The organism is Acinetobacter sp. YH12249 (genome assembly GCF_013417475.1).
In the GTDB taxonomy this organism is placed as follows: Bacteria; Pseudomonadota; Gammaproteobacteria; order Pseudomonadales; family Moraxellaceae; genus Acinetobacter.
In genome coordinates this window covers 83,162-95,364 of record NZ_VPDX01000003.1, presented here as the reverse complement: position 1 = coordinate 95,364, position 12,203 = coordinate 83,162, and the positions used below count along the sequence as shown (strand labels likewise).

The 12,203-nt window shown below is 43.5% G+C and carries 16 protein-coding genes; 10 read left to right on the top strand and 6 right to left on the bottom strand.

What is annotated here, in order from left to right; genetic code table 11:
* Positions 1 to 6: 6 nt before the first annotated feature.
* Entirely contained in the window at positions 7 to 492 is a 486-nt protein-coding gene (locus tag FTV25_RS02745) for a DUF1289 domain-containing protein (RefSeq protein WP_179992824.1), read from the bottom strand.
* A 3-nt stretch (positions 493 to 495) separates the two neighbouring features.
* Positions 496 to 624: a hypothetical protein gene (locus FTV25_RS16030; RefSeq protein ID WP_257218376.1), complete on the bottom strand. Its 129-nt coding sequence runs from the start codon at positions 622 to 624 to the stop codon at positions 496 to 498.
* A 56-nt stretch (positions 625 to 680) separates the two neighbouring features.
* Between FTV25_RS16030 and FTV25_RS02740 the strand changes: the two genes are divergently transcribed.
* The 4 genes from FTV25_RS02740 (at position 681) to FTV25_RS02725 (ending at position 3,262) form a co-directional block, all read left to right on the top strand.
* Entirely contained in the window at positions 681 to 1,613 is a 933-nt protein-coding gene (locus tag FTV25_RS02740) for a rhodanese-related sulfurtransferase (RefSeq protein WP_004784858.1), read from the top strand.
* A gap of 206 nt (positions 1,614 to 1,819) precedes the next feature.
* Positions 1,820 to 2,098: an FUSC family protein gene (locus FTV25_RS02735; protein WP_180002121.1), complete on the top strand. Its 279-nt coding sequence runs from the start codon at positions 1,820 to 1,822 to the stop codon at positions 2,096 to 2,098.
* Positions 2,099 to 2,186: 88 nt separating this feature from the next.
* Positions 2,187 to 2,804, top strand: coding sequence for a DedA family protein (locus FTV25_RS02730; protein WP_159123451.1), 618 nt, complete (start codon positions 2,187 to 2,189; stop codon positions 2,802 to 2,804).
* Positions 2,805 to 2,833: 29 nt separating this feature from the next.
* Positions 2,834 to 3,262, top strand: coding sequence for an ABZJ_00895 family protein (locus FTV25_RS02725; RefSeq protein WP_159123450.1), 429 nt, complete (start codon positions 2,834 to 2,836; stop codon positions 3,260 to 3,262).
* 87 nt (positions 3,263 to 3,349) lie between these two features.
* Here the strand turns inward: FTV25_RS02725 and FTV25_RS02720 are convergent, their stop codons facing one another.
* A complete protein-coding gene (locus tag FTV25_RS02720; RefSeq protein WP_004784868.1) occupies positions 3,350 to 3,874 on the bottom strand; it encodes a YecA family protein in 525 nt (174 codons plus the stop codon).
* Between the two features lie 71 nt (positions 3,875 to 3,945).
* Positions 3,946 to 4,152: a PA3496 family putative envelope integrity protein gene (locus FTV25_RS02715; RefSeq protein ID WP_004784869.1), complete on the bottom strand. Its 207-nt coding sequence runs from the start codon at positions 4,150 to 4,152 to the stop codon at positions 3,946 to 3,948.
* A 373-nt stretch (positions 4,153 to 4,525) separates the two neighbouring features.
* Here FTV25_RS02715 and rpoD point away from each other — a divergent pair, with 373 nt between their 5' ends.
* The 6 genes from rpoD (at position 4,526) to FTV25_RS02685 (ending at position 11,077) form a co-directional block, all read left to right on the top strand.
* Positions 4,526 to 6,412, top strand: coding sequence for an RNA polymerase sigma factor RpoD (rpoD, locus tag FTV25_RS02710; protein WP_180002122.1), 1,887 nt, complete (start codon positions 4,526 to 4,528; stop codon positions 6,410 to 6,412).
* A 107-nt stretch (positions 6,413 to 6,519) separates the two neighbouring features.
* A complete protein-coding gene (locus FTV25_RS02705; RefSeq protein ID WP_180002123.1) occupies positions 6,520 to 6,807 on the top strand; it encodes a YbeD family protein in 288 nt (95 codons plus the stop codon).
* 163 nt (positions 6,808 to 6,970) lie between these two features.
* Positions 6,971 to 7,630: a lipoyl(octanoyl) transferase LipB gene (lipB, locus tag FTV25_RS02700; RefSeq protein ID WP_159123448.1), complete on the top strand. Its 660-nt coding sequence runs from the start codon at positions 6,971 to 6,973 to the stop codon at positions 7,628 to 7,630.
* Between the two features lie 74 nt (positions 7,631 to 7,704).
* Positions 7,705 to 8,238: a hypothetical protein gene (locus FTV25_RS02695; protein WP_180002124.1), complete on the top strand. Its 534-nt coding sequence runs from the start codon at positions 7,705 to 7,707 to the stop codon at positions 8,236 to 8,238.
* A gap of 1 nt (position 8,239) precedes the next feature.
* Entirely contained in the window at positions 8,240 to 9,424 is a 1,185-nt protein-coding gene (locus FTV25_RS02690) for an iron-containing alcohol dehydrogenase (RefSeq protein WP_034170151.1), read from the top strand.
* Positions 9,425 to 9,688: 264 nt separating this feature from the next.
* On the top strand, positions 9,689 to 11,077 hold the full coding sequence (locus FTV25_RS02685; RefSeq protein WP_004784881.1) for an APC family permease: 1,389 nt from the start codon (positions 9,689 to 9,691) through the stop codon (positions 11,075 to 11,077).
* A gap of 69 nt (positions 11,078 to 11,146) precedes the next feature.
* On the opposite strand, the gene FTV25_RS02680 is transcribed toward FTV25_RS02685, so the two are convergent.
* A complete protein-coding gene (locus tag FTV25_RS02680; protein ID WP_180002158.1) occupies positions 11,147 to 11,536 on the bottom strand; it encodes a hypothetical protein in 390 nt (129 codons plus the stop codon).
* Between the two features lie 183 nt (positions 11,537 to 11,719).
* Positions 11,720 to 12,196, bottom strand: coding sequence for a tRNA (cytidine(34)-2'-O)-methyltransferase (locus tag FTV25_RS02675; RefSeq protein ID WP_180002125.1), 477 nt, complete (start codon positions 12,194 to 12,196; stop codon positions 11,720 to 11,722).
* Positions 12,197 to 12,203: the final 7 nt, after the last annotated feature.

Genomic DNA, 12,203 nt, shown 5'->3' with positions numbered 1-12,203 from the left:
GAGGACTTAGTCCTCTTCCTGCATATGAATCAGATGCTGGCTGATCCCATCTGCCCGTAAAAAAGCCAGGTCATAACTGGCTTTGGCGAGTGCCAGTACCCGACGTTCGAATTCATCCCAAAGCGGGCGCACCTGTTTGTAATGAATGCCTAAACCGCTTTCATCAGTAAAATGACGATTCTTTTCACAGAGTTTTAAGGCATGGTAAAGCTTACGACCTTTAGTCGCATCTTCACGTAGACGCACCCGTTTAGACAGGACAAATGTTTCCACTTTGGCCAGATTCGCCATCGGCAGCATCGGGACCAAAATCTGATCTAGCTGTGCATCCAGCCGCTGCCAGACCGCAGTATGTTGATCTGCGTTATAACTATTCCAGTGAATCACTTCATGATTAAAACGGCGGCAACCACGACAGACCGCATCACCAAATACGGTTGAGCAACGCCCTGCGCAAGGGGTCAAAGATGCAATACGACGATCCGAACTCAAAACTTACTCCAACTGTGCTGCAACTTCCAGCATCTGCATCATTGCATCAAAATCCTGGGTCGGCATGACTATACACGCTCTCCCTATCGATTTGAAGTCCGTTAAAACCCGGCCTTTTACTCGCTTATTCATTCAAATCACGTTAAAATATGCGCCTTTCAAATTATCATGCTACGTTGGAGTATTCCATGAACGCTACTGTAGAACAGCTTGCACCTGTAGAACAGCAAGCGACGACTGGTTGGGTTGTTGCCGCACTTTATCAATTCAAAGAAGTTCAAGATCCTGAGGGTCTGCAACAACGTCTTTTAGACTTGGTAAAAACCATCAACCTTTGCGGTACTCTAATTGTGGCAGGTGAAGGCATTAACGGGACTGTTGCGGGTAACCGTGAAGCCATCGACAAAGTACATCAGTTTCTGCTTGATGAAGGCTTCAACGAAATGGAATACAAAGAGTCGCATAGCTCTGACAAACCATTCCGTAAAATGAAGATCAAGCTGAAAAAAGAGATTGTGACTTTAGGTGTGCCGGTTAAGCCACGTGATCTGGTTGGTCATTATCTTGATCCTAAAGAATGGAATGAGCTGATTGCACGTGATGATGTGATTCTGGTTGATACCCGTAATGATTACGAATACAAAGCCGGTACCTTCAAAGGCGCAATCGATCCAAAAACTGAAACTTTCCGTGAATTCCCTGAATATGTGAAAAAGAACCTGGAACAGCACAAGGATAAGAAAATTGCCATGTTCTGTACCGGTGGTATTCGTTGTGAAAAATCAACTTCTTTATTGCTTCAGGAAGGCTTTAAAGAGGTGTATCACCTGAAAGGCGGTATTCTGAAATACCTAGAAGAAACTCCAGCTGAAGAAAGTCTTTGGGAAGGTGAATGTTTCGTATTTGATGGCCGTACTGCAGTTACACATGGTGTGGAAGAAGGTCAAAATACCAAATGTCATGCGTGTGGCTGGCCATTAACACCTGAAGAGGCAGCGCTGCCAAGTTATGAACACGGCGTATCTTGTGTGTACTGCATCGATAAAACTACCGAGAAACAAAAAGAAGGTTTCCGTATGCGTCAATCGCAAATTCTGGCTGCAAAACGTAAACGTCTCTAATTCCAGTTTTGTAACTAAAAATATCTAAGCCCTCTTCGGAGGGCTTTTTGTTTACATAAGCATTACATCTGCAATAAAAAACTTACCAATCCCTTACCAAGAACAGCATATTTTTACAGCTAAGCTTGATAGTCTTTATATCACATTACTTTGTTACCATAAGTCTTTCATTATTAATTAATTTTTTAAATGAAAAGGAAAACAAAATGGCCAATTCACTTGCTCGGGATCCAGATAATATTGTTAGATTCCAACCTAAAGAAAATACAAAACTGGAATGTATTACCCAACTGACAGATGAGCTAGAAGCAGAATCACATCTGTTTATTGTGATCTTAGGAACTATCATTGGTGCCATTCTTGCCCTGTTTATTGGCTACCATATTGAGGCTACAGCAGCACACTATTTACTGCTCAGTGCTCTGCCAGTTTGCCTGGCTTACAGCTTACGTAAAGTTTACATTTATACCTTAACCCATAGTTAATCCGCACTTGGCCATTTATATAACTTAACTTTACCCTCTTAAAAATACTGCTTAGGATACAAGCAGTATTTTTTATTTTGCCAATTTTATGAATCTGACTGAATGGATTATTTCTGTCATGGAACAGCTGGGCTACTGGGGCATTGCCTTGCTCATGTTTCTTGACAATGTCTTTCCCCCGATCCCCTCTGAAATTATTATGCCTTCTGCCGGCTATTCCGCATCTCAAGGAGAATTACTGCTGGTTGGAGTCATTATTGCAGGCAGTATCGGTTCGTTATTGGCAGCGGCATTGCTCTATTGGATTGGCTATAAATTTAACCACGACAGTATTTTCAGATTCATAGACCGATATGGAAAATTCTTGTTTATCAAATCTGAAGACGTGAAAAAATCTCTGGAATGGTTCGAGCAGTATGGACACCGGATTGTATTCTTTGGCCGGATGGTTCCGGCAGTACGTTCCCTCATCAGTATCCCGGCTGGCATGAGCCATATGCCTTTCTGGAAATTCATGTTCTATAGTGGACTAGGTACTGTTATCTGGACCACGTTCCTGGCCTGTGTCGGTTTTTATTTTGGTGAAAATCAGGAATTGATGCACAAAATCTTCAGTCAGGTCAGTTATGTGATTATTGCGATTGTCGTGATCATCATGGGCTGGGTTTTATACCGTAGACATCAACGTAAAAATCGTCCATCCTGAAGAGACCTCAGCATAAGGAGGCTAAAACGATGTCGCACTATCTTAAATATTTTGCCACCGTTTATCTGACTCTGGTCTTAATAGTCGGCATACTCATCTACGTGTTCAATCTGGGCGCCATTCTGCTGATTCCTGCCCTGATTGCCTCCGCCTTTCTCAGCGCCCGGTACTTTGTAAAAAAAGAACTCCGACTACCCACCCAGGAAGAGAAAAGCAGACTGGTCTGGGGTTCCACGATTATTGCCATGACCTTCGGATTTATCTTTTTGTTTATAGTCATCTGGCTGCATCCGCAGACGGAGGAAATCTATAGAAGGATGGCCTATACAGGACGCGGGCCAAATTCGTTTCTGGTAGCTGCAAGTATTGCTTTACATGCCTTGCTATTTCATATCGCCTACAATGGCTATGCGCGTTACAGCTTGAGCAAGCGTACCGGTGCTGATCATAAACCTTAGATTAAATCATCCACTAGTCCAAACGTTGTACAAAACACCTGAGCTAAAAAAAGCACCTGACGGTGCTTTTTCATGGCGGGGCATGACTTATTCTGGTGTGTGGTACATCAGATATAATTCATTCAAGTTTTCTGGAATCTCTTCTGCAAGCTCATCCATTAATTGGCCATTGCGACGGAAAGATTCCATTTGCGGATCTTCTTCATCGATGCCACTGAATACCATAATTGGCAGCGTTAAATCGACCAACTGTTCTTCAAATTCTTCTGTAAACCAGGCTTCTTCGTTTAGGAACATGGCATCTACAAAGCCCACGCTCCAGTCACCTAGACTTGATTCGGTATCTGCTTCTTCAATTTCAAACGGGAAAGTGATCCCTTCTTCATTGGCCAAGCTTTGACGGATTGACTCTAACCATGCTTTAACCTGATTGATGATTTCTGCAGGCACTTTTTTCTGGTTGCCTTCAAAAAGTTCATCCATCCATTTGTCAAATTGCGGGCCTACTGCGATAGCACATAAGAAACCATGAGTTGCCGCAAAATCCAGACCATACTCATTTTGGTCGCCATCCAGATATTCACTCAACAGGTCTAAATCTAAAGCACTCATTTAACATCCAAACTTAGAAAACCGAAAGGATTAGCATAGCATTTATTCAGGCTATGCTAAATCTGAATTCGTTAATCTTCGTCGTCAAAGTCGTCATCATCGTCGAAGTCATAATCAAAATCTTTGAGTTCGCGTTCCAGGCGGCGTTGCGAGAGCAGATCATCAATCAGACGACGTTTTTCCAACGACTCTTTCGCACTTAGCTTACTCGATGCCTCATCGAAATTAACATCATCATCACCGTAGCTATCATCTAGTTCAAAATCTGTCGAAGACACTAAAACTACCTCGTAGTGAAAAATGTAAATGGGTCTAGGCGCTATTTATCTTGCCTTTAAAAACTTGTCAAGTTTTATTTATATATTTTGTATGTTTATACTAGTTAGCTCTTGTTTTTCTACAGCATAATTGTGTATTTATTAGCTGGTTAGATAGTGAACGCTTTTTATCCCATGGATGAGGGACGTTTCTAAAATTAGATTGGGAAATACACTTGAAAAGATAAACTTAGACCCAATATCGATATTCAATTGTTATTCAAACATATTTATAAAATCATGCTTGACTGATCAATTCCAAAACTATTTCAGGTGAATTGTGCTATCATGCACGGTTTTTCACTGCCACAGATTCAACGAAGAGTAAGCAAAGATGAGCGATATGACTTCCCCTACTTCTCAAGTAGCGGCTCTGATTAGCCGAGGCAAAGAACAAGGTTACTTAACCTTCGCTGAGGTTAACGATCATCTCCCGGACTCCATCACAGAAAGCGAACAGATTGAAGACATCATTCAAATGCTGAATGATGTGGGTATTCCTGTCCATGATCGTGCGCCTGAATCTGATGATGCAATGTTCGAGGATACTGCAGAAGCTGCTGATGAAGTTGCAGAAGAAGAAGCTGCGGCTGTACTTGCATCTGTAGAAAACGAACCAGGTCGTACGACTGACCCTGTACGTATGTACATGCGTGAAATGGGTACCGTTGAACTTTTAACGCGTGAAGGCGAAATTAGCATTGCAAAACGCATTGAAGAAGGTATCCGAGACGTTCTTCACTCTATTGCTTACTGGCCGAATGCTGTAGAAGTTGTACTACAAGAATACAAAGATTATGAAGCTGGCGAACGCCGCCTTGCTGACATTCTGTCAGGTTATTTAGACCCTGAATCAGATGAAGAAATTCCAGAAGTCCTGGAAGAAGTCGCTGAAATCGAAGAAGACGAAGAAGCAACGACCAAGTCAACCAAAGATGTAAAACTGGATGATGACGAGGAAGATGAAGAGTCTGATAGCGATGACGATTCTGAAGGTGACTCAGGCCCAGATCCAGAAATTGCCAAAGTTCGTTTTGCCGAACTTTCTGATGCCTGGAAAAATACCAAAGCGGTACTGGAAAAACACGGCCGTAACAGCAAAGAAGCAGAAGAAGCACTTCAAGCGCTTGCTACTGTGTTCATGATGTTCAAGTTCACGCCGCGTCTGTTCGATATCATTTCTGAAATGATTCGTGGCACACATGACCAGATCCGTGGTGCAGAACGTGAAGTGATGCGTTATGCCGTCCGTCGTGGCCGTATGGACCGTACCCAGTTCCGTACCACTTTCCCGGGTCAGGAATCGAATCCAGCCTGGTTAGATGAGCAAATTGCAAAAGCGCCTGCTGATCAGAAAGCTTATCTGGAAAAAGTACGTCCTGACGTATTGGCCTTCCAGCAAAAAATTGCAGATATCGAAAAAGACCTTGATCTTAAAGTTCGTGACATCAAAGACATTGCCAAACGTATGGCAGTTGGTGAAGCGAAAGCGCGTCGTGCCAAGAAAGAGATGGTTGAAGCAAACTTACGTCTGGTAATTTCGATCGCGAAGAAATATACCAACCGTGGTCTGCAGTTCCTGGATCTGATTCAGGAAGGTAACATCGGTCTGATGAAAGCGGTAGACAAGTTTGAATACCGTCGTGGTTACAAGTTCTCGACTTATGCAACCTGGTGGATTCGTCAGGCGATCACCCGTTCAATCGCGGATCAGGCACGTACCATTCGTATTCCAGTGCACATGATTGAAACGATTAACAAGATCAACCGTGTATCTCGTCAATTGCTTCAGGAAATGGGCCGTGAACCGACTCCGGAAGAACTGGGCGAACGTCTGGAAATGGATGAAGTGAAGGTTCGTAAAGTACTGAAAATCGCTAAAGAACCGATTTCGATGGAAACACCGATCGGTGATGATGAAGATTCGCATTTGGGTGACTTCATTGAAGACAGCAACATCACCTCTCCTGTTGATGCTGCAACTTCAGAAGGCTTGAAAGAAGCGACTCGCGAAGTACTGGAAAACCTGACTGAACGTGAAGCGAAAGTCCTGAAAATGCGTTTCGGTATCGACATGCCAACGGATCATACTTTAGAAGAAGTCGGTAAACAGTTCGATGTAACCCGCGAACGTATCCGTCAGATTGAAGCGAAAGCACTGCGTAAGTTACGTCACCCTTCCCGTTCTGAACACCTGCGTTCATTCCTGGAAAATGATTAAGATTTAATACAATTTTGGAGACTTGAAATTTCATCTCTCGTCTCCATTTTGTATTGCAATACACCCAAACGCCTGCGCTATGCAGGCGTTTCGAATAGGGGGACTACATGTTAGACCGTACACCATCTCGTGAACTCCGCGAAGATCTTTGGGTTTTTCCAATGGATTATCCAATCAAACTCATTGGCCTGGCAGGTGAAGAACTGCTGGATGCAGTCGTTGAGATTTTTACCAAGCATTTCCCTGACTTTGATGGCGATAGCGTAAGCATCACTCCATCCCGTACTGGTAAATATCATTCGATCACTGCTCAGCTACGTTTCCTTGAACTGGAACAGGTGCATGCCTTATATGCTGATCTTGCAGCTTGCCCACTGATCAAGACTGCACTTTAAGATTATTCTGCTCCAACCTTGGCAAATTAAAAAACACGCTTTCGGGCGTGTTTTTTATGTGTGTGACTAGCTCACCAACAATTACTACGAATCTCTCCCCTATCTATTGCTGAAATCATTATAATTATTTGCAGTATGATTTAATTTTCTAAGGACGCACACTGTGACAGCTGCGGTTCAAAAACCCTCCCTGATTATCCGTCAATATAATAACCTGACTCCCTACGAAGACCGTTTTCTGGAAATGAAAAGCTTCACGGAAAACCGTGATGAAAATACGCCTGATGAGTTATGGATTTTGCAGCACCATGATGTACTGACCCAAGGTCAGGCCGGTAAACCGGAACATATCCTGATTCCAACTGATATTCCTGTCATTCAAACCGACCGTGGTGGTCAAGTCACTTGGCATGGTCCTGGTCAACTCGTCGCATACTTTATGTTTGACCTGAACCGTCTGGGCTGGAATGTCCGTACATTGGTGTCTTATGCCGAAAACCTGATGATTGAACTACTTAAAAAGCATGAGATTGAAGCCTATGCCAAACCCGATGCTCCGGGCGTCTATGTGAATGAACGTAAAATTGGTTCTCTCGGCTTTAAAATCCGTAAAGGCCGTAGCTATCATGGCTTATCTTTAAATATTGATTGCGACCTGACTGGTTTCCATACCATCAACCCGTGCGGCTATGCAGGCCTGGAAATGGTGCGAATTAATGACCTCGTCAGCAACCCGCCAAAGTTTAATGACTTGTGTGTTGAAATTATTGAAACTTTAAGCAGCAGCGGTTACTTTAAGCAGGTGAACGTCGAGCAAAGATAAAGCCTTTGCATTTTAATAATAAATAAATTAGAGTAATTACTCTAAACCAATAATATCAAGATAGGGATCATCACGTGATTGCGACAAAATCCGTAAAACCCGCTTTGCAGCTTGCCTATGTCAAACTGATGATGGATATCATTGGCCGTGGCCTGGTCATGGCAAGTCAGGTAGACCCAGAAATCAAACAGGAAGTTGTCCAGTTTCCCGCCAATTTTAGGCTTTCAATGAATGTTTTTCCACATGGCCCGGCCTTCGTTGCCCGGGTCACGGAACAACATCAGCTGGAACTGGTCAAAGAAAGCAATATCAAGCCAAACCTGACCATTACTTTTAAGCATCTGCATCATGCCTTTCTGGTGTTTTCCTTTCAGGAAAGCACGTCTCAGGCCTTTGCCAATGACCGCATGGTTGCCGATGGTGATATTTCCTATGCGATCCGTCTGGTACGTTGCCTGAATAAAATGGAAGCGCTGATCTTGCCGAAAATGGTGGCGCAACTGGCAGTAAAAGAATACCCGAATAATCTGGGATTCAAAGATAAAATCATGGAAGCGAGCAGCATCTACTTAAAAGTCGCTCAATCTTATTTGAAACGGAGTGTATAACATGGCAAAACCTTATTATGAATTTTTCTGTCCAGTCAAAGTAATTGCTGGTCATGCCGCGTTAGAACACATTCCTTTTGAACTGGCCACTTTAGGTGCCAAACGTCCATTGATCATTACCGATAAAGGTGTACGTGCCAATAACCTGCTGGCACCGATTGAAGCTGCTTTTGAATCGACCGATGCCAAAATTGCAGCGATTTTCGATGATGTCCCGCCAGACTCCAGTTTAGGTACAGTGCGCAGCGCAGCACAGCTTTATCGTGATCATGATTGCGATGCCATTATTGCCGTGGGTGGTGGCTCAGTGATTGATACTTCAAAAGCGACCAATATTTTGGTCTCTGAAGGTGGTGACGACTTACTCAAATATTCTGGTGCGCATAACCTGCCTAAACCGCTGAAGCCATTTTTCGTAATTCCTACGACTTCAGGAACTGGTTCTGAAGTGACGATGGTTGCTGTGGTATCGGATACTGAAAAGAATGTGAAAATGCCATTTGCATCCTACTACCTGATGCCGCATGCAGCGATTCTGGATCCACGTATGACTCAGACCCTGCCACCGCATCTAACTGCCATGACAGCCATGGATGCGATGACTCATGCGGTAGAAGCTTATACCTGTATGGCAGCCAATCCAATTTCCGATGCCTATGCCACAGCTGCAGTGAAAAAAGTCAGTGCCAACCTGTTTAACGTACTCGACAACCCAACTGATGCTCAAGGTCGTCTGGAGCTGGCTCAGGCCTCTACCATGGCTGGTATTGCCTTCTCCAATTCAATGGTGGGTCTGGTGCACTCCCTTGGACATGCTCTAGGTGCAGTCGCGCATTTGCCGCATGGCCTATGTATGAATCTGTTCCTGCCTTATGTACTGGAATACAACAAGGAAGTGAATGGCGACAAGATTGCCGAGCTGCTGCTGCCATTGGCGGGTGCAGACATCTATGCACAAACACCAGCACACTTACGTGCAGACAAGACCATTGCTACAATTTTAACCATGCGTGATCGAATCTATAGCTTGACCAAATTACCGCGCACATTAAGTGAAACAGGTAAGATTTCTGAAGCACAGCTGGATGAAGTTGCTGAAAAAGCATTAAATGATGGTTCCATCATTTACAACCCAAAAGAAGCCAGTTTGGAAGATTTGAAATCTATCTTAAAAAAGGCTTGGTAATTACTGAAAAATAAGCCAATATAGCGAAAAATTTAAGCCTGATGTTTTTTTAGACATCGGGCTTTTATCTTGCAGGAAATCGCCGTTTTTTGCTTCGAATGGCACATTTCGTGCAGGCCTAAATTCAAAAAATAGCTAGTAAAAGCCGTAATTTTAAAGTAGATTGGCGCGCTTTTATAGAAAATTGTAGGGGGGATCGTTCGTCTCAAACGATCCTTATTAAATATGACTGATCCTTGATCAACGATTAAGAGGATAACGCCGTTGACAAATTTCTCTGGGACTCAATCGGCAGCTAAACTGCAAAAAACGCTAGGGCTCTGGCACATCATTATTATTGGTTTAGCTTACATTCAACCAATGACCTTATTTGATACTTTTGGTTTGGTATCTGAAGAAAGTCATTTGCATGTTCCTACTTCTTACATCATTGCCCTAATTGCAATTTTGTTTACATCGATCAGCTATGGTCACATGATTCGCCGCTACCCTTCTTCGGGTTCGGCCTATACCTATGCCCAAAAATCGATTCACCCGAATATTGGCTTCATGGTGGGCTGGTCTTCCTGGCTGGATTATCTGTTATCACCAATGGTGAACATCATCCTGGCAGTGATCTATCTTGAAGCACTGTTTCCTGATGTGAACCACTGGGTTTGGGTGATCGTCCTGACTGCCTTTATGACCGGGGTGAACCTGCGCGGTGCACGCTTCGTGGCAAACTTTAACAGTTTGATCGTACTGGTACAGTTACTGGTGATCGGTATCTTTACCTGGATGGTCTTTACCAAACTGCAGGCCGGTTTCAATGCTGATGGTCCGATTACAGCTGAACAGCGTTACCAGCTTTGGAGTCTTGAACCGTTCTGGAATGAACTGACTTCGGTAGGCGCCCTGATTACTGGTGCGACCTTACTGTGCTTCTCATTCACTGGTTTTGACTCTTTAAGTTCTCTGGCAGAAGAAACCAAAGATACTGAAAACACCTTGCCTAAAGCGATTTTCTTGACTGCTTTAATCGCTGGTGTGATTTTCATTATCAGCACTTATTTCATGCAGCTGTACTTCCCTTCTACACCGGGTTCTTACTTCAAGAATATTGCTGAAACTCAGCCAGAAATTCTGCTTCTTGTAGGCGGCTCACTGTTCCAGTCTTATGTTCTGACTTTTGCGATCATTACCGTAATGGCGTCTGGTATCTCTGCTCATGCAGGTGTATCTCGTCTGATGTATGTCATGGGCCGTGATGGCGTGATCAACAAGAAAATCTTTGGTCATATCAGTCCGAAAAGCTATACACCAAACTACAACATTCTGATTGTAGGTGCAGTGGCCTTAACTGCTGGCTTCATGGATCTGGATATCGTGATTTCAATGATTAGCTTCGGTGCCTTGACTGCGTTTACATTCGTGAACCTGTCAGTGATTTCCCGTTATGCACTGCGTGATGGTCGTACTAAAACTGCAAAAGATATTTTCAGCTTTGTGGTCATCCCGATGCTTGGTTTTATCAGCATCTTTGCGATGTGGCTGGAAATTGAAGAAACTGCACTGAAATACGGTTTATGGTGGGCGATGTTCGGTATTTTGTACCTGGGTTATAAAACCAAGGGCTTTAAGCACCCTGCTCCACAACATAACGAGTTTGAATAATCGATATTGTTCATACCTAAAAAAGGCGCTTTATGCGCCTTTTTTATTTTCTTGGATAATAGACTGAGCTTATTGCAGACGACAATCGAAGCCCATCTGGGTATTTACCCGGTTATTTTGAAAGCCCAATTTTTCAATAAACTGATCACGATTGGATAATAGTTTCTGATCTTCCGGACTGAGCCGAGCCTTGTTTTTCACTGCCATTTGATACATTTCATTCACCACGCCCTGAAAAATATCGCAAACTTCCTGACGTTTGGCAGGTTTCATCTGACGTCCACGCCAAGTCCACTCGAAATCATCACGGCTAAGGGTTTTACCCCACTGCTCAATGCGGCTATTCAAGCGCTGTTGCATCGCTGCCAGCCCTTGGCGGATTTCTTCCTGAGTAATGGGCTGAACTGTATCTTGTAATGATACTAATTGCTGTGGCGCTTCTTGAGCCTGTGTCATCATGCTGGCCAGCAACAACGTACTACAGCCTGCTAAAAACCATCCTTTTTTCACATCTTGTTCCTTTTTTCTACATTCTCAAGAGCTTATCTACAAGATTACCTGAAAGACCTAATATGTACCCGCATCTGTTACATAAAATAAAAAAGCTGCCCTTAGGCAGCTTTTTAAATTGGTACGATAAACTTAAAGCGGTTTAAAACCCTGCTGACGCCATGCTTCATAGACAATCACAGCAGTCGCATTAGACAAGTTTAAGCTGCGTGAATTCTCTGCCATTGGCAGACGAATCCAATGCTCTTTCGGGAACATCATACGGACATGCTCTGGCAAGCCACGAGTTTCAGGCCCCATCAACAAGGCTACAGAACGATTTAGCTCTGAGGTATGCGGGGTTTCAAAACCTTTGGTGGTGAGTGGATAAACCGCATCCACACCTACGCCCTTAGTAGCCAGATCGGCCAGACAGTCTTCAATATTTTCCCAAATCTGCATATTGGCATATTCATGATAATCGAGACCGGCACGTCTTAGTTTTTTATCATCCAGTTCAAAGCCAAGCGGCTTGACCAAATGTAACTGTGCTCCCGTATTTGCGCATAGGCGAATAATATTACCTGTATTGGCAGGAATTTCAGGTTCATATAAAACAACATGGATCACAGCTTTT